At 71.5% G+C, this 21,964-nt stretch carries 20 protein-coding genes; 6 read left to right on the forward strand and 14 right to left on the reverse strand.

The annotated features are described in order from the left end of the window. Positions 1–28 precede the first annotated feature (28 nt). Positions 29–892, reverse strand: coding sequence for an NAD(+) diphosphatase (gene nudC / locus LHA26_RS12060; RefSeq protein WP_252165850.1), 864 nt, complete (start codon positions 890–892; stop codon positions 29–31). Then, positions 892–1,941 carry an A/G-specific adenine glycosylase gene (locus LHA26_RS12065; protein WP_252165851.1) on the reverse strand — a complete coding sequence of 350 codons (1,050 nt, stop codon included), beginning with the start codon at positions 1,939–1,941 and terminating at the stop codon, positions 892–894. The genes nudC and LHA26_RS12065 overlap by 1 nt, the downstream gene beginning before the upstream one ends. Before the next feature lie 26 nt (positions 1,942–1,967). On the opposite strand from LHA26_RS12065, the gene LHA26_RS12070 reads away from it, so the two are divergent. Genes LHA26_RS12070 through LHA26_RS12095 form a run of 6 tightly spaced genes read left to right on the forward strand, consistent with a single transcriptional unit; the run spans position 1,968 to position 9,091 of the window. Then, the gene (locus LHA26_RS12070) at positions 1,968–2,531 is read left to right on the forward strand and encodes a DUF721 domain-containing protein (protein WP_252165852.1); all 564 of its coding nucleotides are present in this window, start codon (positions 1,968–1,970) and stop codon (positions 2,529–2,531) included. Next, on the forward strand, positions 2,531–3,247 hold the full coding sequence (locus LHA26_RS12075) for a thioredoxin domain-containing protein (RefSeq protein ID WP_252165853.1): 717 nt from the start codon (positions 2,531–2,533) through the stop codon (positions 3,245–3,247). Before LHA26_RS12070 ends, LHA26_RS12075 begins: the two co-directional genes overlap by 1 nt. A gap of 21 nt (positions 3,248–3,268) precedes the next feature. Next, positions 3,269–4,027, forward strand: coding sequence for a DsbA family protein (locus LHA26_RS12080; protein WP_252165854.1), 759 nt, complete (start codon positions 3,269–3,271; stop codon positions 4,025–4,027). Further along, on the forward strand, positions 4,024–4,776 hold the full coding sequence (locus LHA26_RS12085; RefSeq protein WP_252165855.1) for a thioredoxin domain-containing protein: 753 nt from the start codon (positions 4,024–4,026) through the stop codon (positions 4,774–4,776). Before LHA26_RS12080 ends, LHA26_RS12085 begins: the two co-directional genes overlap by 4 nt. 9 nt (positions 4,777–4,785) lie before the next feature. Next, entirely contained in the window at positions 4,786–8,214 is a 3,429-nt protein-coding gene (gene smc, locus LHA26_RS12090; protein WP_252165856.1) for a chromosome segregation protein SMC, read from the forward strand. A gap of 34 nt (positions 8,215–8,248) precedes the next feature. Then, the gene (locus LHA26_RS12095; RefSeq protein ID WP_252165857.1) at positions 8,249–9,091 is read left to right on the forward strand and encodes an aldo/keto reductase; all 843 of its coding nucleotides are present in this window, start codon (positions 8,249–8,251) and stop codon (positions 9,089–9,091) included. Positions 9,092–9,120: 29 nt separating this feature from the next. Here LHA26_RS12095 and LHA26_RS12100 read toward each other — a convergent pair whose 3' ends face one another. From LHA26_RS12100 to LHA26_RS12155, 12 genes are all read right to left on the reverse strand, one after another. Then, the gene (locus tag LHA26_RS12100; RefSeq protein ID WP_252165858.1) at positions 9,121–10,524 is read right to left on the reverse strand and encodes a UdgX family uracil-DNA binding protein; all 1,404 of its coding nucleotides are present in this window, start codon (positions 10,522–10,524) and stop codon (positions 9,121–9,123) included. Then, complete coding sequence (locus LHA26_RS12105; protein ID WP_252165859.1) at positions 10,524–11,768, reverse strand: putative DNA modification/repair radical SAM protein; 1,245 nt, start codon at positions 11,766–11,768, stop codon at positions 10,524–10,526. The genes LHA26_RS12100 and LHA26_RS12105 overlap by 1 nt, the downstream gene beginning before the upstream one ends. Before the next feature lie 36 nt (positions 11,769–11,804). Next, positions 11,805–12,266: a hypothetical protein gene (locus LHA26_RS12110; RefSeq protein ID WP_252165860.1), complete on the reverse strand. Its 462-nt coding sequence runs from the start codon at positions 12,264–12,266 to the stop codon at positions 11,805–11,807. 85 nt (positions 12,267–12,351) lie between these two features. Next, positions 12,352–12,756 (reverse strand): hypothetical protein, encoded by a 405-nt coding sequence (locus LHA26_RS12115; protein ID WP_252165861.1) that lies wholly within the window; start codon positions 12,754–12,756, stop codon positions 12,352–12,354. A gap of 71 nt (positions 12,757–12,827) precedes the next feature. Then, on the reverse strand, positions 12,828–13,319 hold the full coding sequence (locus LHA26_RS12120; protein WP_252168377.1) for a demethoxyubiquinone hydroxylase family protein: 492 nt from the start codon (positions 13,317–13,319) through the stop codon (positions 12,828–12,830). 20 nt (positions 13,320–13,339) lie between these two features. Next, the gene (locus LHA26_RS12125) at positions 13,340–13,816 is read right to left on the reverse strand and encodes a disulfide bond formation protein B (RefSeq protein ID WP_252165862.1); all 477 of its coding nucleotides are present in this window, start codon (positions 13,814–13,816) and stop codon (positions 13,340–13,342) included. A gap of 97 nt (positions 13,817–13,913) precedes the next feature. Further along, positions 13,914–15,275, reverse strand: a complete 1,362-nt coding sequence (locus LHA26_RS12130; protein WP_252165863.1) for a S41 family peptidase — start codon at positions 15,273–15,275, stop codon at positions 13,914–13,916. Positions 15,276–15,388: 113 nt separating this feature from the next. Further along, a complete protein-coding gene (locus tag LHA26_RS12135; protein ID WP_252165864.1) occupies positions 15,389–17,353 on the reverse strand; it encodes a transglycosylase domain-containing protein in 1,965 nt (654 codons plus the stop codon). A 127-nt stretch (positions 17,354–17,480) separates the two neighbouring features. Then, complete coding sequence (locus tag LHA26_RS12140) at positions 17,481–17,924, reverse strand: hypothetical protein (RefSeq protein ID WP_252165865.1); 444 nt, start codon at positions 17,922–17,924, stop codon at positions 17,481–17,483. A gap of 740 nt (positions 17,925–18,664) precedes the next feature. Next, positions 18,665–19,582, reverse strand: a complete 918-nt coding sequence (locus LHA26_RS12145) for an FkbM family methyltransferase (RefSeq protein ID WP_252165866.1) — start codon at positions 19,580–19,582, stop codon at positions 18,665–18,667. A gap of 430 nt (positions 19,583–20,012) precedes the next feature. Then, entirely contained in the window at positions 20,013–21,161 is a 1,149-nt protein-coding gene (locus LHA26_RS12150; RefSeq protein ID WP_252165867.1) for a glycosyltransferase, read from the reverse strand. Beyond that, a complete protein-coding gene (locus LHA26_RS12155; protein WP_252165868.1) occupies positions 21,158–21,952 on the reverse strand; it encodes a polysaccharide deacetylase family protein in 795 nt (264 codons plus the stop codon). The genes LHA26_RS12150 and LHA26_RS12155 overlap by 4 nt, the downstream gene beginning before the upstream one ends. Positions 21,953–21,964 lie beyond the last annotated feature (12 nt).

Consider the following 21,964-nt stretch of genomic DNA (forward strand, 5'->3'; position numbering starts at 1 on the left):
AGCCGCGCGCCGGCCGCCGGGCGCGGGCTCAGCCCGCCCAGCGCCGCACCAGCAGATGCGCGATGGCATAAGCGGGCGGCGGCTGGAACCGCGCATCGGGCGCGCCCGCCAGCGCCGCGCGCACCTCGTCCCGGCTCGCCCAGAAGGCGTCTTCCAGCTCGTGCGTGTCGATCCGCAGCGCATCGTCGCGCGCGGTCGCGGTGCAGGCGATCATCAGCTGCGCCGGGAATGGCCAGGGCTGCGAGGCGACATAGCGGATCGCCTCCACGGTGATGCCGGCCTCCTCGTTGAGTTCGCGCGCCACCGCCTCCTCGATCGATTCGCCCGGCTCGACAAAGCCCGCCAGCGCCGAATAGCGGCCGGGCGGAAAGCCGGGCTGGCGCCCCAGCAGCGCGCGGCCGTCATGCTCGGCGATCATGATCACCACCGGGTCGACGCGCGGAAAATGCTGCGCGCCGCAGGCGGGGCAGGCCCGCGCCCAGCCGGCGCGCAGCACCTCCGTGGCATGGCCGCACTGGGCGCAGAAGCCGTGCCGCGCATGCCAGTCGATTAGGCTGCGCGCCACGCCATAGAGGGCGGCGTCGCCGGCGGGCAGCTCGTCGAGCAGCAGCGCCATCAGCTCGGGCGAGCGCTTATAGGCGGAGACGCCGGGCGTCAGCGCGGCGAAGCGCGGCCGCCCCTCCGATCGCCCGAGCAGGGCGAGCGCGACGCCGTCCTCCTGCGGCACCGGCAGCCAGCCCAGCCGCCCGTCCTCGACCAGCGGCTCGAGCCCGTCGAGCGCGAGCAGCCGCGCCTCGGGATCGGCGCGCATCGCCGCCACCAGCGCGGGATCGTGGCGGGCGGCGTCGCAGCGATCGAGCGGCGCGCCGGTAAAGCCGGGAGCATCGAACATCAGGCACTCTCGCTATGGGTTCGGGTTTGGGCCAGCGCCAGATCGGCGGCGCGGGCGAACAGGGTGGGCAGGCCGGCCTCGCCGATGCGCGCGATCGGCCACCACGCGCCCGCGATCGGCCGCGTGGGCAGACGCGCGGCCTCTATCCGGAGCGTCAGCGCGAAATGGGTGAAGACATGCTCGACAGCGCCGATCGCGCGCCAGTCCGCAGGCGCGGGCGGCGCGGGCTCGGCCTCGGCGCCCCAGCCGCCACCCGGCAGGCCGAGCATGCCGCCGAGCAGCCCCTTGGCGGGGCGCCGCACCAGCAGCACATGATCCTCGGCCTCCAGCCAATAGCCGATGCCGAGGCGACGCGGCTTGGCGCGGCGCGGCGGCTTCACCGGAAAATCCTCCGGCCGCCCCTGTTTCTGGGCGGCGCAGTCCGGCCGGAGCGGGCAGGTGAGGCAGAGCGGCGCGCGCACGGTGCAGACGCGGCTGCCCAGATCCATCATCGCCTGCGCGAAATCGCCCGCGCGCGCGGCGGGGGTGAGGAGATCGGTATGGCGGTAGAGCGTCGGGCGCGCCGCCGGCAGCGGCGTTTCGATCGCGAACAGCCGCGCCACCACGCGTTCGACATTGGCATCCGCCACCACCGCGCGTCGGCCGAAGGCGATCGCGGCGATCGCGGCGGCGGTGTAGCGGCCGATCCCGGGCAGGGCGCGCAGCGCCTCCTCCTCCTGCGGGAAGCCGCCCGCCGCCGCGACCGCGCGGGCGCAGGCGATCAGGTTGCGCGCCCGCGCATAATAGCCGAGCCCCGCCCAGGCCGCCATGATCTCGCCCTCCTCGGCGGCGGCGAGCGCAGCGACATCGGGCCAGCGCGTGGTGAAACGCTCGAAATAGGGGATCACCGCCGCCACCGTGGTCTGCTGGAGCATGATCTCCGAAAGCCAGACGCGGTACGGATCGGCGGCCGTCGCCGCGCCGGGCGGCGCGCGCCAGGGCAGGGCGCGGGCATGGCGATCATACCAGGCGAGCAGGGCGGCGGACGCACGAGCGGCATCGACGGACATGGGGCGCCTATGGCATGGGAGGCGGAATGAGCGAAGCCCCCAGCCCGAAGCGCCGATCCCGTCCCCGGCCGGCCAGCCGTCCGGCGGCGGAGCCGGCGCGCGCCCAGCGCCCGCGCGCCGTCGCGGAGATCGTGCCCGATATCGGCCGGCTCGCCTTTCGCCGCTTCGGTTTCGTGCAATCGGCGGTGGTGAGCCGCTGGCCCGAGATCGTGGGCCCCAAATATGCCGGCGTCTCCACCCCCGAATCGATCCGCTTCCCGCCCGGCGAGCGCGCCGAGGGCGTGCTGACGCTGGCGGTGGAGGGCGCGCATGCCGCGATGCTCCAGCATGTCGCGCCGACGCTGATCGAGCGGGTGAACCGCTTCTTCGGCTATGCCGCCGTCGCGCGCATCCAGATCCGCCAGGGCGCCGCCCGGCCGCGCCCGGCCCCGCGCCGCGCCGCCGCCGCCGCGCCGCCGCCCGCGCTCAAGCCCGCCGCGCTGGGCGACAGCTTGCGCGCGATCGGCGATCCCGAGCTGCGCGCCGTGCTCGAATCGCTGGCGGAGGGCCTCGCCTTCACCGCCGATCCTCCCCGTCTTTCGGATAGCTGATGATGGTGCGATTGCCCCTGGGCCTGCGTCTGATCGCTGCGCTTCTGCTCGTCACCCCCTGGGCGGCGCCGGCCGCCGCGCCGCGCCGCGCGCATCACGCGATCGACTGGACGAAGATGGCGGTGATGACGCCCGAGGGCGGCATCCGCATCGGCAATCCCGCCGCCAAGGCGCGGCTGGTGGAATATGGCAGCTTCACCTGCCCGCATTGCGCCGCCTTCGCGCAGGAAGCCTTTCCGCTGATCCGCGATCGCTATGTCCGCACCGGCGCGCTCAGCTTCGAGTTCCGCGCGGCGCTGCGCGACGGCGCCGATCTGCTCGCCGCCACCACCGTCTGGTGCGGCGGCCCGGCCGGCTTTGTCGATACGGCGGTCGCGGTGTTCAAGGCGCAGCAGAATTGGGTGGATGCCGCCGCCGCCTGGGCCGGCGCGCACCAGGGCGCGCTGCAGGATCCCAAGGGCGATACGCTGCCGCAGCTCGCCGCCGCCTCGGGCCTGTCCGCGATCGCGGCGGCGCACGGCATTCCCGCCGCGCGGCTCGACCAGTGCCTCGCCGACACCAAGCTGCGCGACCGGCTAGCCGCCGCCGCCGGCGAGGCGTGGAACACCCGCCGCATCGCCGGCACGCCGGCCTTCTTCCTCAACGACGAACAGCTCGACAATGTGTTCGGCTGGGCGGCGCTGGAGCCGCAGATCCGCGCCCGCGTGCGCGGCTGATTTTCAGGAGACTTACCGATCATGTCCAAGCCTCGTCTCGTGCTGCTCGCGCTGGCGGCCGCGCCCGCGCTCCTGCTGGGCGCGTGCAAGAAGGGCGCCGATGGCGGGGGCGGCGGTACGGCGGTGGCGGGCGCGGCGGGGCCGGTCGCCCCGGCTCCGGCCGGCGGCTGGGCCGCGCAGGTGGCGCGCACCCCCGAGGGCGGCTATCGCATGGGCAATCCGGATGCGCCGGTAAAGCTCATCGAATATGGCTCGCGCACCTGCCCGCACTGCGCCGCCTTCGGCACCGAAGGCCTGCCCAAGCTGCGCGACACCTATGTGTCCACCGGCAAGGTCAGCTACGAATTCCGCGATTACGCCATCCACGCGCCGGATCTCGCGGCCATCCTGCTCGGCCAGTGCGTCGCCCCCGAGGCCTTTTTCGGGCTGCTCGAGCAGATGTTCGCGGATCAGCCCGCCGTGGTCGAGAAGCTCCAGGCGCTGCCGCCCGGCTTCGAGGCGCAGCTGCAGGGCAAGAGCGCCAATGCCCAGGCCGCGCTCTGGGCGCAGCAGCTCGGCTATATCGGCTTTGTCGGCCAGCGCGGCGTGCCGGCGGCCAAGGCGCAGGCCTGCCTGGCCGACACCAAGGCGGTCGATGCCTTCGCCAAGGCCCAGGCCGATGGCACGCAGAAGTACAACATCACCGGCACGCCCAGCTTCGTCCTGAACGGGGAGCCGCAGGCGTCCGTCTATGACTGGGCCTCGCTGGAGCCGCGCCTCAAGGCGGCGCTCGGCCAGTGAGGACCGGTCTGGCGCTTGCCGCCGCCTGTCTCGCGCTCGCCGCGTGCGATCGGGCGTCCCCGCCGCCGGCGGGCAACGAGGCCGGCGCCGCGCCGGCCGCGACCGCCTCGGCCGCGTCGCCGCCCGCCACGGCGGCCGCGTCCGGCTGGGTCGATCATGTCGAGATGACGCCGGATGGCGGCTGGCGCATGGGCGATCCCAAGGCCAAGGCGCGGCTGGTGGAATATGGCAGCTTCACCTGCCCGCATTGCGCCGCCTTCGCCGCCGAGGCGATGCCGGAGATCAAGCAGCTCGTCGCCAGCGGCCGGCTCAGCTTCGAGTTCCGGCCCTATGCGCGCGACGTGTTCGATCTCACCGCCGCTCTGGTGGCGCGCTGCGCGGGGGCGAGCGGCGCCTTCCCGGTCAGCGAGGAGATCTTCTCCACCCAGCAGACCTGGATCGGCAATGCGCAGAGCATGACGCCCGCCGATCAGAAGAAGATCGACGCGCTGCCCCCGAGCGAGCAGCTGCGCGCGGTGGCACGGGGCACCGGGCTCAACGCCTATGTCGGCAAGGCCGGGGTGGCGCCCGCCACGCTCGATCGCTGCCTGACCGATCCGGCCGCCGTGCAGGCGATCGTCGCGGTGCACGAAACCGCCAACAAGCGCTATAATCTCCAGGGCACGCCGCTTTTCCTGCTCAACGACGCGGTGATCGGCTCGGCCGATTGGGCCGCGCTCAAGCCGCGCGTCGAGGCCGCGGCGCGCTGAGCTTGGGCGATGCGGATCCGACGGCTGAAGCTTGCCGGCTTCAAGAGTTTCGTTGATCCGGCGGAACTCGTGATCGAGCCGGGGCTGACGGGCATCGTCGGCCCCAATGGCTGCGGCAAGTCCAATCTGCTCGAGGCGATCCGCTGGGTGATGGGGGAGGCCAGCCCCAAATCGCTGCGCGGCGGCGGCATGGACGATGTCATCTTCGCCGGCACCGCCCAGCGCCCCGCGCGCGCCTTTGCCGAGGTGGCGCTCGCGCTCGAGCGGACCCATGGCGATGGCGCCACCACCGAGGCCGAGGTCGTCCGCCGGATCGAGCGCGGCGCCGGCTCCGCCTATCGGCTCGACGGCCGCGATGTCCGCCAGAAGGATGTCGCGCTGCTGTTCGCCGATGCGGCCACCGGCGCGCACAGCCCGGCGCTGGTGAGCCAGGGACGGATCGGCGCGATCATCGCGGCGCGTCCGGCGGAGCGCCGGGCGATGCTGGAAGAAGCGGCGGGCATCGCCGGCCTGCATGTGCGCCGCCGCGATGCCGAGCAGAAGCTGCGCGCCACCGAGGCCAATCTCGAACGGCTGGACCAGCTGCTCGGCGAGATGGACGGGCGCGTCGCGACGCTCCGGCGCCAGGCGCGCGCGGCGGAGCGGTACCGGCTGCTCTCGGCCGAGATCCGTCTTGCCGAGGCGCGGCTCATCTATGCGCGCTGGCGCGATGCCGCCGCCGCCGCCGCCGCCGCCAGGCGCGAGGCCGAGGCGGCCGAAGCCGCCGTCGCGCGCGCCGGCGAGGCGCATCGCGCCGCCACCGAGGGCGTAGCGGGTGCGGCCGATGCGCTCGCCCGCGCGCGGCTGGCGGCGCAGGCGACGCGCGACGCGGCCGGCGAGGCGCGGCACGCGCGCGATGCGCTGCGCGGCGAGGCCGAGGCGCTGGAGCGCCGGCTCGCCGAACTCCACAGGCTGCGCGCCACCATCGAGCATGATCGGGCCCGCGAGGGCGCGCTCGCCGAGGATGCGGCGGCGGCGATCGCCCGGCTCGGGGCGGAAGGCGATGCGCTGGCGGTCCGCATCCTCCAGGCCGAGGCGAGCCGCCCGGAAACCGCCGCGCGGCTCGCCGAAACCGAAAGCGCGCTGCGCGACCGCGAGGTGGCGCTCGCCCAGGCGGTGGCGGCCGAGGCGGCGGAGCAGGCGGAAACGCGGATCGCGCGCGCGGCGCTCGCGGCGGCGCGCCAGCGGCTCGACCGCGCCGAGGCCGAGCGCCAGCGCATCGCGCGCGATCAGGCGGCGCTGGAGCGGCCCGATACGCTGGAGGCGGCGCGCGATGCCGCTCAGGCCACGAAGCGCGCGGCCGAAGCCGCGCTGGCGAACGCGCTGGCGGCGATCGAGACGGCCGAGGCGGCGCGCGCGGCGGCGGTGGCCGCGCGCGATTCGGCCCAGGCCGAGGCGGCGACGGCGCGCGCCGCGCTCGCCTCGCTCGAGGGCGAGGCCAAGGCGCTGGCGCGCTCGCTGCCGCCGGCGGGCCAGGATCGCGCGCTCGATCGGCTGCGGGTGGCGCCCGGCTTTGAACGCGCGCTGGCGGCGGCGCTGGGCGACGATCTCGCCGCGCCGATCGCCGCGACGGGGCGGCTCCGCTGGGATCCGGCGGCGGCGGCGCGGGCGGCGGCCGATACGCCGCTCGCCCCCGGCTGCACCCGGCTGCTCGATCATGTCGAGGCGCCGGTGGCGCTACACGCGCGGCTGGCGCAGATCGGCGTGGTGACCGGGGAGGAGGGCGGCGCCATCCCGCTGGCGCCCGGCCAGCGGCTGGTGACGCGCGACGGGCGGCTGCGGCGCTGGGACGGCTTTGTCGCGGACGATCAGGGCGCCGCCACCGCCGAGGGATTGATCCGCCGCAACCGCCTGGCCGCGCTGGAGCGCGACATTCCCGAAGCGCGCGCCGCGCTCGCCGCCGCCGAGGCGGAGGTGCGCGCGGCGGCGGCCGCGCTGGGCGAGGCGGAGCGGGCCGGGGCCTCCGCCCGGGCGGCCCGCGGCGCGGCCGAGGCGGAGGCGCGCGGCGCGCTGCTCGCGCAGGATCGCGCCGAGTCCGCGCTGGAGCGGCTTGCGGCGCGGCGGCTGGAGCTGGAAGGCCGCGCCGCGCGCGCGGCGGAGGAAGGCCAGGCGGCGCAGGGCGAGGCCGATCTCGCCGCCGCGCGTGTGGCGGCGCTGCCCGATGGCGCGGCCACCGCCGCCGCCATGGCCGCCGCGCGCGCCGCCGCCGAAGCGGCGCGGAGCCGCGTCGCTGAGCTGCGCGCCGATCTCGCGGCGCTGGATCGCGGCCTCGCCGCCGATCGCGAGCGCCGCGCCGCCGCCGCCGCGGAGAGCAAGAGCTGGCGCGGCCGGGCCGGCGATGCCGCGCGCCGCATCGCCGATCTCGCCGAGCGCGCCGCGCGCGCCGAGGCCGAGGCGTCCGCGCTCGCCCCCCGCCCGGCGGCGCTCGTCGCGCTGCTCGCGGACGCCGAGGCCGCCATGGCCGCCAGCGCGGCGCGCGCCGAGGCCGCCGCCGTCGAGGAGCGCGCCGCCGATCAGGCGCATCGCGCCGCCGAACGCGCCGCCGCCACCGCCGCCGAGGCCGTCGCCGCCGCGCGCGAGGCCCGCGCCACCGCCGCCGCGCGCATGGAAAATCATGATCTCCGCCGGGTGGAGATGGGCCGGATCGCGGGCGAGCGGTTCCAATGCCCCGCGCCGGTGCTCCCCGAGCGGCTCGGCTTCGCCCCCGACAGCGTCATGGCGGTGGAGGCGGAGTCGCAGCGCTTCGAGGCGCTCGGGCGCGATCGCGAGCGGCTTGGCCCGGTCAATCTCGTCGCCGAGCAGGAATTGGCCGAGATCGAGGCCGAACGCGGCAGCCAGGCGGCGCAGCGCGACGAGCTGACCGAGGCGGTGGCGCGGCTGCGCGGCTCGATCGCCAGCCTCAACCGCGAGGGGCGCACCCGGCTGCGCGCCGCCTTCGAGGCGGTGGATGGCCATTTCCGCCGCCTCTTCACGCGCCTGTTCGCGGGCGGCGAGGCGCATCTGGCGCTGGTCGACAGCGACGATCCGCTCGAGGCGGGGCTGGAGATCATGGCCCAGCCGCCGGGCAAGCGGCTCACCTCGCTCACCCTGCTGTCGGGCGGCGAGCAGGCCCTGACGGCGTGCGCGCTGATCTTCGCGCTGTTCCTCACCAATCCCGCGCCGCTCTGCGTGCTCGACGAGGTGGATGCGCCGCTCGACGACGCCAATATCGAGCGGTTCTGCGATCTGCTCGATCAGATGGTGCGCGAAACCGACACGCGCTATCTCGTCGTCACCCACAATGCGGTGACGATGGCGCGCATGCACCGGCTGTTCGGGGTCACGATGGTGGAGCGCGGCGTCTCGCGGTTGGTCTCGGTCGATCTCGGCGGCGCGGAGTCGCTGCTCGCGGCCGAATGAGGCACCCTTTCGACGCCTGGAGGGTTTTTTCGCCATGGACACGACCTTCGCCCCCATCGAGCAATCGCTCGTCCGCCTGAATGATGGCCGCATGATGCCGCAGCTCGGCTTCGGCGTTTTCAAGGTGCCCGCCGAGGAGGCGGCCGCGCTGGTCGGCGATGCGATCGTCGCCGGCTATCGCGCGATCGACACCGCCATGATCTACCAGAATGAGGAGGGCGTCGGCGCCGGCATCCGCGACAGCGGCGTCCCGCGCGACCAGATCTTCCTCACCACCAAATTGTGGAACGCCGATCAGGGCTATGACGCCACGCTGCGCGCCTTCGACGCCAGCGCCGAGCGGCTCGGCATGGCGCCCGACCTTTATCTCATCCACTGGCCCTGCCCCGCCAAGACGTTGTTCCTCGAGACGTGGAAAGCCTTTGTCCGGCTGCAGGAAGAGGGTCGGGTCCGCTCGATCGGCGTCTCCAACTTCCGCGAGAAGGATATCGAGCGGATCGTCCACCAGACGGGCGTCAAGCCGGTGCTCAACCAGATCGAGCTGCACCCGCGCTTCCAGCAGGTGGAGTTGCGCGCCTATCTGGACGAGAATGACATCGCGGTGGAAAGCTGGAGTCCGCTCGGCCAGGCGCAGATCCTGCAGGATCCGGTGATCACGCGCATCGCCGAGAAGCATGGCCGCAGCGCCGCGCAGGTGGTGATCCGCTGGCACCTCGATCAGGGCATCATCACCATCCCCAAGGCCGCCGATCGCAAGCACATGGTGGACAATCTCTCGGTCGGCGGCTTCAAGCTGGACGACGAGGATATGGACGCCATCGCCGCGCTCGACGATGCCGAGGGTCGGATCGGCCCGGATCCCTCCAGCTTCTCCTGATCGCGCCGGGGCGGGCCCGGGCGCCGGCCTCAGCCGGTCAGCTCGGCCAGCCGCGCGCCGATGCGGCGGAGATCGTCCACGAAGCGCGCATATTCCTCGGCCTTGCGGTCCGCCTCGGGGATGCGCAGCAAAAAGCTCGGATGCACGGTGATCCAGCATTCGCCGCCATCCGCCAGCCGCACCGGCGCCCCCCGCGCCCGCGAAATGGTGATCGAGCGCCCGGTGAGCGACTGGGCGGCGGTGACCCCGAGCGCGACCGTGAGCGCGGGGCGGACGATGTCGCGCTCCTGCTCGATCCACCAGCGGCAGGCCTCGATCTCGCCGCTGTCGGGTTTGGCGTGGATGCGCCGCTTGCCGCGCGGCTCGAACTTGAAGTGCTTGACCGCATTGGTGACATAGGCGCGGCTGCGGTCCACCCCGGCGTCGCCGAGCGCGCGATCGAACAGCTGGCCGGCCGGCCCGACAAAGGGGTGGCCCGCCAGATCCTCCTGATCGCCGGGCTGCTCGCCCACGAACATCAGCGGCGCGCCGGCCGGTCCCTCGCCGAACACGGTCTGCGTGGCCGGCTTCCACAAGGGGCAGCGCCGGCACTGGGCCGCCTCCTCGCGCAGCGCCTCGAGCGCGAGCGTGGCGTTGCCCGCCGGGCTGGTCTGGGCGGTCATGATCATCTCCCGTTCGCGGCGCTGGGCGTCGGCCACCAGCGCCGGGACCAACGCCGCCTCGGGCATGTTTTTCCAGTACTTCTTCGGCATTTCCCGCAGCATGGCGGCAGTCTTCAGCCGCGCCGGGTTGAAGATGGAGGCGTAATAGGTCTTCCAGGCGGCCTCGGCGGGATCGGCATCGGGCGCGTCGCCACGCTGCCCCGGCGGCCCCTCGGCGAGGCTGATGCCATCCCAGTGCAGGCTGAGCTGCGGCGTCAGGATCGACCAGCGCAGCGTGCTGAAGCGACGGACGAAGAAGCCGGCATTGGCGCGCACGATGTGATGCTCGGGCTCGTACCAGGCCACGAACCGCTCGCCCTCCGCTTCCTCCACCGCGCGGAAGCGGAGAAAGGCGTGCATCTTGTGCATGTCGCGCCGCACCGCCTTGGCCATGTCCTCGATCGTGCGGATCAGCGGATCGGCGCGGTCCTCGATGGCGCGCGGCTGGTCGCGCAGCCGCAGCAGCAGCGCGTAAAGCCGGGCGAAGCGTTCCGGATCGGCATGGAGCAGCGCCGTCTCCGCCAGCTCGACGAAGCGCCGCGGCACCGAAAAGGCCTCGGCGCCGGGCGCGGGGGGCGGCACGCCCGGCTCGGCGTCCGCGAACAGATCGGCCGGGCCATCGCCCACCTGCCAGTGCACCGCGTCCGCCGGCACGCCCGCGAGCGCGAGCCCGCGCGCCGCCGCCCGCCAGCCCTCGACATCGTCGTCGGCGGCCAGCCGAACCAGCGCCATCAGGCGGCGAACAGCTCGAGCTGCTGGCGGGGCGGCGGCGGCGCCACCTCGAGCCGGTCGCCCAGCCGCACCGGCCGCCAATCCTCCGCGATCAGAAAGGGCCGCAATTTGACGACCGAGCGGGTGAGCCGGGCGATATCCTCCAGCCGCAGCCGGCGCCAGCGCCGCGCGGCGAGGATGCCGTTGACCGCCTTGACCCCGAGGCCCGGCACGCGGAGCAGCGCCTCGCGCGGGGCGCGGTTCACGTCCACCGGGAAATGCTCGCGGAAGCGCAGCGCCCAGGCGAGCTTGGGGTCCATGTCCAGCGGCAGCATGCCCGAGGCCGGATCGGCCGCCGCCGAAATATCGGCCAGCGAATAGCCGTAGAAGCGCAGCATCCAGTCGCTCTGGTAGAGCCGATGCTCGCGGATCAGCGGCGGCCGCTTGAGCGGCAGCACCGCGCTCGCATCGGGGATCGGGCTGAAGGCCGAATAATAGACGCGGCGCAGCGCGTGGCGGTCATATAGGCCGTGCGCCTTGGTCATGATGTCGCGATCGGTGGCCGCATCGGCGCCGATGATCATCTGCGTGGACTGGCCGGCCGGCGCGAAGCCGGGCGCGGAGCGGTAGCGCCGCCGCGCATCCTGGCGATCCTCGATCTTGTGGCGCACGCCCGCCATCGCGCCCTCGATACGCGGCGCCGATTTCTCGGGCGCCAGCCGCGCCAGCCCGCTCTCGGTGGGCAGCTCGACATTGATCGAGAGCCGGTCGGCATGGCGCCCGGCCGCCTCGATCAGCAGCGGGTCGGCGTCCGGAATGGTCTTGAGGTGGATATAGCCGCGAAAATGATGATCCTCGCGCAGGCTGCGCGCCACCTCCACCAGCTGCTCCATCGTATAGTCGGAGGAGCGGATGATGCCCGAGGAGAGGAACAGGCCCTCGATATAGTTGCGGCGGTAGAAGGAGAGGGTGAGTTCCACCACTTCCGCCGGCGTGAAGCGCGCGCGCCGCACATTCGAGCTTTTGCGGTTGATGCAATAGTGGCAGTCGAAGATGCAGCTGTTCGTCAGCAGGATCTTGAGCAGCGAGATGCAGCGCCCGTCGGGCGCATAGGCGTGGCAGATCCCCATGCCCTCGGTCGAGCCGATGCCCTTGGCCTGGCCCTCGGACGAGCGTTTGCGCGTGCCCGACGATGCGCAGGACGCATCATATTTCGCCGCGTCCGCGAGAATGCCAAGCTTGGCGCGGAGATCGAGCTGGGCCATGAGTTCTTTATATGTTCCCGGAGCTTGCGATGCAAGTCAAGGCTGGTCGGGATCCGCGTCCTTGGTCTGCCGCTTGATCGCCGCCTGCTGCTGCATGAACTGCATGAAGCAGCCGCTCTGGCCGCCGCTGCCCACCGCCGAACAGGTATTGGGCAGGCCGGCGGCGGCGCGCGCATTGCCCTCGGTCGCCACCGCCTTGTTGGTCCAGCTGTTGCCGGCCGGCGAGGCGGCCGCCTTCTGGCCCCGGAAGCGCTTGGGGATGCGGTAGCGCTCGCTCTCCGGCTGGCGCGCGCAGACGACGATTTCGTCGCCCGAGGAGGCGGGGCAGGGATCGTCGCCATAGACGACGACCGAGCGGGTCTTGGACGGGGCGGGCTCGGCGGGGCCGGCGACCTGCGCGTTGGCGACGGCGGGCAGCGCGATCATCGCGAGCACAAGCCCCAGGAGAAAGCCGAGCAGCACGATCATCATCGAACGGGCGGCGGCGATCGCGGTCATCGGCGGCTCCGGGAGGGGCGGGGACGAGGCAGACACATGCGGGTTCAGAAGCACTCGGCCGCCTTGCGTAATTCTGAACAAAACTTCACGGAATGGATTGTTCCTGCGCCTTCTGCGCGCGCTGCTCGGCCTTCCACGCATCGAGCTGCTTCTTGGTGCAGCCGGCATTGGTGTTGGCGCCGATGGCGTTGCAGCCCTGCACCTGGATGCCGGTCGCGCCGGTCGATTGCACCGCGAAGGCGGCGTTGCCGCCGAGCGCCTGGGGCGCCGCCTCGCTCTCGCGCAGCTCCTTGGGAATGCGGTATTTGTCGCCGGCGGGATGGCGCCGGCAGACGACGATCTCCTGGCCGTTGTTGGACGGGCAGGATTCGTCGCCATACACGTCGATGATCCGGTCCTGTACCTGCGCCGGCGCCGGCATCGGCAGGGCCGTGAGCGTGCCCGCCAAAGCGAGGCCGAAGAGCGAAAGCCGAGCCTGTGCGGTATTCATCGGGACATCCTTGCCGAGGGTGCGGTCAACGCTTGAACGAACGGGATCTCTCCCGCAAGCCATGCCAAAGTTTAGACGCGCTTGCTGAGCGCGATCGCGGCGCGGCAGCCGATCCGGATCGCGGCCGAGAGCAGGGGATAGCCGAGCGCGCGTTCCGCGCCCGCGGCGATCGCCTCCTCGCGATGCTCCACCTCCTCGGCCTGGAATTCGGCGATGGTCGCGGCGAGCGCGGGCTCGGCATCGCCCAGCTCGGCGCGCTGATCGGCATAATGTTTGTCGATCTCGGTCTCGACGGCGGCGGTGCACGCCATCGCCGCCTCGGGCGAGATCAGCGCCGTCACGGCCCCCAGCGCGAAGCCGGCGCGGTCCCAGAAGGGCGCGAGCAGCGTGGGGCGCACGCCGCGCTCGGCGATCATGCGGTCGAACACGGCGCGGTGGCGATCCTCCTGCGCCGCCATGCGCGCGATCGCCCGCGAGACGGGATGGCGATCGCCGAGCACCGCGAGCTGGCCGGCATAGATGCGGGTCGCCCCGAATTCGCCCGCCTGATCGACGCGGATCATCGCCTCGATCGCGGCGCGGCTTACCGGCTTTTGCTGATCAGCCACAGAATGACGCTCCCCGACAGGATGGACAGAAGGGCGTTCCACGCCGCCAGCGACAGGCCGAGCAGGCTCCACTGGATCTGGTCGCACCGAACGATCGGCGCGGCCATGATCTGCGCCAGCACATCCTGCGGCGATCCCGATACGGGCGGCGCCGCGCAGGTGGTGACGCCATGCCACCAGCCCTGCTCGACGCCGGCATGGAAGAGGCCGATCGCGCCCGACGCGAGGATCGCCAGCGCCGCCAGCGCGGTCAAGGCGCGCGACGGACCGGGCGTGCGGCGCAGCAGGATCGCGCCGAGCGCGAGGAGGATCGCCGCGAGATGCGGCCAGCGCTGCCACAGGCACATCTCGCAGGGATGGAGATGGCCGAGATATTGGCTGGCGATCGCGCCCCAGAGCAGCGCGTTGGGAACGAGGATGGCGATCAGGCGGGCGCGGGAGAGATTGGTCATCGCCGCGCCGATATAGGGGCTTGGCCGGCGCTGCGCATCAACAATGTAGCAGCGGCCGGCGGAGCCCCCGTGCGGGGGCTGCGCGCCGGCCGCCCGATCAGCGCGCGGCGGTGCGCGTCGCCGGCGCCGGCGGCGTACCGGCGATGCGGGTCAGCGTCTTGATCGCGTAATCGAGCTGATAGTCGGTGATGCCCTGCTTCTTCAGCTGATCGGCGGAGGCGGCGAAGCGCGGATCGGGCTTGGGATCCGCCTCAATCACGCTGTCGTCCACCTTGGCCTCGTTGATCAGGTGGCGGCGCAGATCATCCTCGCGGAAGCGCGGCCGGTCCTTGTAATCGGGATCGGAGAGCTGCGGCACGCGGATGTCGGGCTGGATGCCGCCCTCCTGCACCGAGCGGCCCGAGGGCGTGTAATAGCGCGCGGTGGTGAGGCGCAGCGCGGTGTCGTCGGTGAGCGGCAGGAGCGTCTGCACCGATCCCTTGCCGAAGCTGCGCTCGCCCATCACGATCGCGCGGCGATCATCCTGCAACGCGCCCGCCACGATTTCCGCCGCCGAGGCCGAGCCGGCATCGACCAGCACGATCAGCGGGGCGCCCTTGGTGTCGTCGCCCGGCCGCGCATAATAGCGCTCGATATCGTCCTTGGCGCGCCCGCGCTGCGAGACGATCTCGCCATGGTCGAGAAAGGCGTCGGACACTTCGATCGCCTGGTCGAGCAGCCCGCCCGGGTTGGAGCGGAGATCGATCACATAGCCGGCGACGCGGCCGCCGGTCTGCTTCTGGATGGCGGCGATGGCGGCGCGCGTGTCCGCCCCGGTCGCCTTGGAGAAGCTGTTGATGTTGATGATGCCGACGCCGTTCCTCACCTCCCATTTCACCGGCTTGAGCACGATATTCTCGCGGGTGAGGGTGACGTCGAACGGCTTTTCGCGGCCGGGCCGCACAATGGTGAGCGTGATCTTGGTGCCCGGCGCGCCGCGCATGTCGGTCACGGCATCGTCGAGCGTGCCGCCGTACAGCAGCTTGCCGTTGATCCGCGTGATATAGTCGCCCGCCTTGATCCCCGCGCGATAGGCCGGCGTATCCTCGGTGGGCGTCACCACCTTCACCGCGCCGTCGTCCATCTGCACCGTCAGGCCGAGGCCGCCATAATTGCCCTCGGTGGTGAGCTTCATCTGCTGGAAATCGCGCGCGTCCAGATAGGAGCTGTGCGGATCCAGGCTTTCGAGCATGCCGTTGATGGCGCCCTTGATCAGCGCCTTGTCGTCGACCTTGTCGACATAGTCCGCGCGGACCTTCTGAAAGACGTTCATGAACTGGTCGAGCTGCCGATAGGTGTCGGCGCTCCCCGTGGTGCCCGAATCGGCGGCGACGGCGTTGGTCGCGACCGGCAGCAGCACGGTGGGGATCGCGGCGCCGGCCGCGATGAGCGCGAGAGATCGCAACAGGGACTTGGGCATCGGCTCCGGTCTTTCTCGGTCGCAAGGCGCGACCCATTCCTTCTACAGATGTAGGCGGCCGCGCAAAAGCGCTCAATCGCGCGGTCGGCGCGGCCGGTCGCAGGCGGGGGCGCCTAGTCGCGCGGCTCGGGCGGGGGCGGCGGGTCAGGCCGCACCGGCCGGATCTCGATCCCGTCGCCGCCGATATGCAGCCCGACATCGCCGATGCGCAGATCGGACAGGCCGGCCTGCTCGAGAATATGATCGAGCCCGCTATCGGGATCGACATCGCGCGGCACCGGCGCGCCCGCCGGACGGGCGCCCAGCGCATCGATCATGAAGTCGCGCCAGATCCGGGCGGGCAGGCCGCCGCCGGCGATGCCGCGCATCGGCTGGTTGTCGTCCCGTCCCACCCACACGCCCAGCACCAGCCCATCGGCGAAGCCGACGAACAGCGCGTCGCGATTGTCCTGGGTGGTCCCCGTCTTGCCGAACACCGGCCGATCCAGCGCCGCGCCGCGCGCGGTGCCGCGATTGACCGTGGCGGAGAGGAGATCGCGCAGCATCGCCGTCTCCCGGCCGGAAAAGCCGTGCTGGCGGGTGCGCAGCCGCTCGAGCCAGCTCTGCGGCGGCGGCGGCACGCCATAGGGCCGCACCGGATAGGCCTTGGCGGCGACCGAGGCATAGGCGGCGGTAAGCTCCAGCAGGGTCACGCCCGAGGTGCCGAGCGCCAGGCTGGCATCGGCGGCGAGCGGGCTCGCCACGCCGAGATCGCGCGCCGCCTGCGCCACCGCCTGCGGCCCCACCTGCTGGGTGAGCCGCACCGCCGCCACATTGCTGGACCGGGCAAAGGCCTCGCGCAGCGTGATCGATCCCCGGTAGCGCCCATCGGCATTGACGGGCGACCAGCCGTTGAGCGTGAGCCTTGTGTCCTCGACATGATCGTCCGGCGTCATCCCCGCCCGCAGCGCCGCGAGATAGACGAACAGCTTGAAGGTGGAGCCGGGTTGCCGACGCGCCTGGACAGCGCGGTTGAAGGGGCTGTCGGCATAGCGCCGGCCGCCGACCATCGCCACCACCCGGCCATCGGGCCGCATCGCCACCATCGCCACCTGCAGCCCCGCCGGCGCCTGGCGCGCCGCCCGCTCGGCCGCGCGCTGCAGGCGGCGATCGAGCGTGGTGGCGATGGTGCGGGGCGCATAGGGATCCTCGTCCTCGGCGCGGGCGGCGGGCAGCACCCAATCGGCGAACCAGCCGCCATCGGGGGCGGGGCCGCCGCCGCGCAGCCGCAGCCGCACCGGCGGCACCGCCGCCGCCCGCGCCGCGCTGAGAAAGCCCGCCTCCACCATCGCGCCCAGCACCAGCCGCGCCCGCGCGCGCGCGCCGGCGAGGTTGCCGCTCGGCGCCAGCCGCGAGGGCGCCTTCATCAGCCCGGCCAGCAACGCCGCCTGGCCGAGGCTGAGCCGTTCCGGCGGCACATCGAAATAATGCCGCGCGGCGGCGCGCAGGCCATAGACATTGTCGCCGAAATAGGCGTCCGAGAGATAGCGCGAGAGGATCTCGTCCTTGCTCAGCCACGCTTCCAGCCAGAAGGCGATCAGGCTCTCGCGCGCCTTGCGGCCCATCGTGCGATCGGCCTTGAGAAAGACCAGCTTGGCGAGCTGCTGGGTGATGGTGCTGCCCCCCTCGCGCACCCCGCCGGCGCGCAGATTGTGCCAGGCGGCGCGCGCGATGCCCTGCGGATCCACGCCCCAGTGCCGGTAGAAGCGGCGATCCTCGATCGCGACGAAGGCCTGGCCGACATAGGGCGGCAGCCGCCGCACATTGACCGGCTGATCGGTGATGGCGCCGCGCCGCGCGATCATCCGGCCATCGGCGGCGAGCAGCGTCACTGCGGGCGGCGCGATCGGCCGCAGGGAGCGCGAGAGCGGCGCCGTGATCGCCAGCCAGCCCACCAGCAGCACCAGCAGCGCGCCGGCCAGCGCCACCACGCGGCGCGGCCGCAGCCAGCGCCGCCACAGGGGCGGCGGCGGGGGCGGCGCGGCCGGCGGCGCGGCCGGAGGCGAGGCGAGCGCCTCGTCACGGGGATCGAACAGCATCGACCTGTATTACCCCGATATCACACCCGGGGCCAGAGGGGATGGCGCCGCCATAGGTGCTCACTTCGATCGTGAACGCAGAAACGGCCGCTCGTCGCGAAGCGGCGGAACGGCGTGTTTTGGGGGATTAGGCGACGGTCCGCTTTTGGATCGCCGCTGCGCGTGTCAGCGCCAGCCAGAGCATCACAGTCAGAGTGTAAGGTAGCCAGATCAGCCCATACCAGCCGCGTGGCGCAGTAATCTCGCTCTCAATTGCGCACAAGGCTATTGCGAATGGCACCGCCGTTGCAACTGTCAAAGCGATGCTCAAGATTGGCCGGTCCCGCCGCCAAGCAGTAAGCTCAATTGGATTGGCTGCGCTTCGTGTGCACGCCCGTGTGACCGCCGCAACGAATGGCGCGAGCAGCGCGGCGAAGACGGCGCTCTCGAACATAGGGATGACTATTGTGTCACCATCGGGTGGAAGAACTCCAGCCTCGAGGATCAGCGGACACCAAATCCACATGGTTAACGGCAAGCCAAGCACGACAATCGCGCTTAGCCCCCAGATCGCCTTCGGCGAGAGCTTCAAGGTCGTCCTCATGCCGCATGATGGCATTTCGATGAATGTCCGCAAGTGGGGCGGTAGCGGTCAGTCCGCTTTCGGGATGGCGACGCCGCCCGCGAGCGTCCGAGATTGATGGGAAGCGGACGTTGCCTTCAGCGATGAAGGCCTTGACTACACCGGAGCACTGCAGGTTGGCGGCGCAGCCACAGGTTTCGCGCCGCCGAAGGCTATCGGCATGGGGAACCAAGTGTCTCGCAGCTTTTCGCCAGTTTTTGCTACTGGCCAATGTAGCTGGCGGGCCCACGCAACCATGTCCCTATCCGCGTTCGCATCGCCCGTACTGGTTAGAAGGTACGCCCCGCGCACATCTCCGGCCATCGACACGCTGATGCATACTGCGCCGGAAGCATTCAGCAGTGTTGCTGGTAGGGGCGGCAGCTCTTGCGCCTGAGCGCGGCCCGCAAAGGAGATCGAGAAGGCGATTGCCAAACCGAAAGACTTTAGGCGCATATCCATATTCGAGATCGTGCCACGAGGTGCTGAATGACCGCAACTGGGGCGGTAGCGGTCCGTCCGCTTTATGCGTCTACGGCCCAGCGCTTATGGGATGGAGCCGCCCGCACGGGCGGCGCAGGGCGGTCGGGGCGGATGCGTGCGGGCCTTGCGGGCAGGCGGAGCGTGTCGAGCGGCTAGGCAGGGCTGTGTCGGGCAGGCGGCACCCGTCGAGACTTCGGACGCTTACGCCAGTTTCGCGTTCGCACCGACTACGCCCTCGATAGCAATAGTCCGGCGCGGTACGGGAGGTTCCGTAATTCATCCTCCGACAATCGTCTCGGGTGAGGCGCGATCAGTCTGCGAGCGAGCCCGCCAATTTTCTCGATGTCGTAAAATCTAAATCCGTAAGATCCTAGCTCCCCGATAAAATCCCCGATGTCGAAGCCGGCGGCCTGTATCTGTCCCGGGGACCATTCGATGATGATCCTGATCCCCGGGTTCGAGGACAGCATGGCGTGCGCGCCCCGGAAAACCAGAGGTTCGGCGCCTTCCACGTCCACCTTCGAAAAGTCCAGCCTTCCGCGTAGCTGGTCCTGAAGATCGTCGATCCGCAGCGCGCGGACGGTGAAGCCTTGAACCGGATCCTCGCCGAAATGTTCGGTGAAATCCCGGCCTACGGGTGAAATGCTCGTGTTCCCGGACCGGCTCCAGCGCCTGTACAATCTCAGCTCGCCTGCCTGATCCGATATGGCGGCGTGTATCCACTGCGCGTGATGGAGGCCATTTATCTTCAGATTGTCACGCACCATGTCACAGAGATGTTTGATCGGCTCGACACCGATGACGATGCCGTCTTTGGCGAATTGCGCCATCAGGCAGGTAAAATAGCCGAAATTTGCTCCTATGTCCAAGCAGTGGCTGTCTCGTGCTATCGCGCGGCTCAGAAACCGTGTCGAAGCCTTTTCGTAGCATCCCGTAACGACGAACTGGGGGGTGATGAGCTTGTCGTCCGCCTCAACGAAGAGGCCGAGAGCGCGATTACCAACCAGACACTTAACCAGAACTCGATTGTCGCCCACATAGGTTGCCGAACTGCCGCGGCGGTGGAGATCTCTGTTCAGGAACCTCGCGACATGACCGTTCCTGACATTTGCGAACAGCCTGTGGGGCTGAAAGCCGTCGAGCAAAAATGCCTCCATTTCACCGGGGAGGAAGAAGTGCCGAGATCAACTGGAGAAATTCCGGTCTGAAAAGCATAGCCCGCTGAAAGCGATTACAATATTCTCATGCCTCACCCCATGGATAGGGCAGATAGCAGCCGTAATCCTACATTGGAATAGAAAATGGCGACTTTCGCCGCGGCGATGCGTAAAGCTCTGATGCGAAAGACCGAAAAATAAAGTGGCGCGGCGCTGCTCGGCATGGCCCGCTGGGTCGCCCCCGGCGGCCATCTATGCTTGCGATACGTGTATCGGCTTGGCAGGGCGGCGTTTCTGATCTCACGCCGGAGCACGCCGCGATCGTCCGCGCTTGGAGCCGGCATCGTGCGGGCAGGGCGGCCGGAGGCGCCGCATCGGCGGGCCGGCGATCTGTCCCGCCGGCCCCGACCCCCTGGGCTCAGGCGGCGAGCGCCGTCGCCTCGCCCGCGTACAGCGCGAACAGCATGTCGAAATGATCGTCCATCGTCCGCAGCGGCGGCGGGGTCGGGGTGATGGGCGCGCGGGCGAAGCGCTCGATCGCGGCGGCGGCGGCGGCGGCCTGGCCGGCGGCGAAGGTGAGGCCGCCCGCCGCGCGCGCCTGATCGGCCGCGCCGCCGAGATCGGGCGTGATCAGCGGCAGGCCCGAGGCGGTCGCCTCGGCGGCGGCGAAGCAATAGGTTTCCGCCTCGCAGCCATGGATCAGCGCGTCGGCGCTCGCCATCAGCGTGGCGAGCGCGGAGCGGTCGCTGATCGGCGCGAGCAGGCGGATATGCGGATTGCCGGCCACCGCCTTGCGCAGCCGCGGCCCGCCCCGGCCGCCGCCCACCAGCACCAGCCCCACGGGCACGCGCGTGCCCGCCATGGTCGCGGCCCGCGCGATCATCTCCCAGCGTTTCTCGGGCGCATGACGGCCGACGCCGAGCAGCAGCGTCGCCTCCGGGCCGAGCCCGCAGCGCGCCAGCAGCCGCGCCCGCAGCGCGGCATCGCGCCGCGCCGGCGAGAAGAGATTGGCCTCGACCCCCATCGGATTGGTGACGACCTTGCGCAGGCCGCCCGCGCGCAGCCGCTGCGACAGGCTGTCGCTGGCGCTGATCACCAGGTCGAAGCGCGCGTCGAGCCGCCGGAGGTGCCGCCAATACCAGTCGAACTGGCGGTCGATGGTGGCGCGATCGGCGACCCCGCCGAACCAGCGATAGGCATAGGCGGAGAGCGGATCGGCATGGGCGATCAGCGCGATCGGCGCGCGGCCGCGCCACTCGGCCACCATCGAGGCGCTGCGCCAGGGCGAGGAGACCTCGACCATGTCGGGCCGCTCGGCATCGAGCAGCGCGTGCAGCGCGGCGCGGTCGTTGAAATAGCGATAGGCGGTGTCGAGCGGGAAGAGCGGCGCCTTCACCCAGCGGATCGCCGCGCCGGGGCCGCGCGGCTCGAGCCGGTCCTCCGCGCCGGGTGCGATCACCACCACCTCGTGCCCGCGCGCCGGCGCGGCGACGAGCTTGCGCTCGACATAGGTGCGCACGCCGCCGCCGCGCGGCGCGAAGAAGGCGCAGACATCGACGATCTTCATGCCGCCCGCGCCTCCGCCGCCAGCTCGGCGTAGCGCGCCACGCGCCGGCCGCGCGTCATGGCGCGCACGGTGGCGGCGATGCTGTCGATCAGCACCGGCTTGGTGACGTCGCCCGGATGGACGGCGATGCGCGCGGTGCGCAGCGGCCGGTGCGCGTGCCGCGCCACGGTGGCGACGGCGAGCGAGCTGGCGGTGCGCCAGCGGCTGCGGCTGGCCCAGGTGATCACCGGCCCGCGCGCATGGACGCGCCCGTCGCGCGGATCCCAGACGCGCATATGATCCTCCGCCAGCCCGAGCCCCAGCGCCGCCATCGCGCCATGCGCGCCGGGGCCGTAGAGCCAGGCCGGGGCGATGAAGCCCGTCACCGGCCGGCCGATGCAATCCTCCACCAGCGCGCGGCCGGCGGCGATGCGGCGCCGCGCCTCCGCCTCGCTCAGCCCCAGAAACTCGCCTTCCGACGCGGTCATGTGCCGCGCCTTGAAGCGGGCGACGCGGCCGGCATGGCTGCTGTCGTCGCGGTGCAGCCAGCCGTGCAGGAACATCTCCACCCCGGCGTCGGACCAGGCGCGCAGCCGGCGCTGGAAGGCGGGCGCGGCGGCCAGCGGCTCACCCGCCCAATGGTGCGGCACCACCAGCATGGCGAGCTTGGGGCCGCCGATCAGCGGCGCGATCAGATCGCACAGCTGGTCCACCGCCGCCTCGAACGGCGGCGCGACATCGTGGATGGCGACAAGCAGGCGCCGCCCGTCGCGTCCCGGTCCGTCCATCGCCGTGCGCCCCCGATCTGTCATAGCGCGGCTCGC

Origin of the sequence: Sphingomonas morindae (assembly GCF_023822065.1) — a bacterium.
Lineage (GTDB): Bacteria > Pseudomonadota > Alphaproteobacteria > Sphingomonadales > Sphingomonadaceae > Solisphingomonas > Solisphingomonas morindae.

Excerpts from the sequence above, each read along its gene's own strand:
- nudC (WP_252165850.1), bottom strand. The coding sequence starts at position 892 with ATGTTCGATGCTCCCGGCTTTACCGGCGCGCCGCTCGATCGCTGCGAC.
- LHA26_RS12065 (WP_252165851.1), bottom strand. The coding sequence starts at position 1,941 with ATGTCCGTCGATGCCGCTCGTGCGTCCGCCGCCCTGCTCGCCTGGTAT.
- LHA26_RS12070 (WP_252165852.1), top strand. The coding sequence starts at position 1,968 with ATGAGCGAAGCCCCCAGCCCGAAGCGCCGATCCCGTCCCCGGCCGGCC.
- LHA26_RS12075 (WP_252165853.1), top strand. The coding sequence starts at position 2,531 with ATGATGGTGCGATTGCCCCTGGGCCTGCGTCTGATCGCTGCGCTTCTG.
- LHA26_RS12080 (WP_252165854.1), top strand. The coding sequence starts at position 3,269 with ATGTCCAAGCCTCGTCTCGTGCTGCTCGCGCTGGCGGCCGCGCCCGCG.
- smc (WP_252165856.1), top strand. The coding sequence starts at position 4,786 with ATGCGGATCCGACGGCTGAAGCTTGCCGGCTTCAAGAGTTTCGTTGAT.
- LHA26_RS12095 (WP_252165857.1), top strand. The coding sequence starts at position 8,249 with ATGGACACGACCTTCGCCCCCATCGAGCAATCGCTCGTCCGCCTGAAT.
- LHA26_RS12100 (WP_252165858.1), bottom strand. The coding sequence starts at position 10,524 with ATGGCGCTGGTTCGGCTGGCCGCCGACGACGATGTCGAGGGCTGGCGG.
- LHA26_RS12105 (WP_252165859.1), bottom strand. The coding sequence starts at position 11,768 with ATGGCCCAGCTCGATCTCCGCGCCAAGCTTGGCATTCTCGCGGACGCG.
- LHA26_RS12110 (WP_252165860.1), bottom strand. The coding sequence starts at position 12,266 with ATGACCGCGATCGCCGCCGCCCGTTCGATGATGATCGTGCTGCTCGGC.
- LHA26_RS12115 (WP_252165861.1), bottom strand. The coding sequence starts at position 12,756 with ATGAATACCGCACAGGCTCGGCTTTCGCTCTTCGGCCTCGCTTTGGCG.
- LHA26_RS12120 (WP_252168377.1), bottom strand. The coding sequence starts at position 13,319 with ATGATCCGCGTCGATCAGGCGGGCGAATTCGGGGCGACCCGCATCTAT.
- LHA26_RS12125 (WP_252165862.1), bottom strand. The coding sequence starts at position 13,816 with ATGACCAATCTCTCCCGCGCCCGCCTGATCGCCATCCTCGTTCCCAAC.
- LHA26_RS12130 (WP_252165863.1), bottom strand. The coding sequence starts at position 15,275 with ATGCCCAAGTCCCTGTTGCGATCTCTCGCGCTCATCGCGGCCGGCGCC.
- LHA26_RS12135 (WP_252165864.1), bottom strand. The coding sequence starts at position 17,353 with ATGCTGTTCGATCCCCGTGACGAGGCGCTCGCCTCGCCTCCGGCCGCG.
- LHA26_RS12150 (WP_252165867.1), bottom strand. The coding sequence starts at position 21,161 with ATGAAGATCGTCGATGTCTGCGCCTTCTTCGCGCCGCGCGGCGGCGGC.
- LHA26_RS12155 (WP_252165868.1), bottom strand. The coding sequence starts at position 21,952 with ATGACAGATCGGGGGCGCACGGCGATGGACGGACCGGGACGCGACGGG.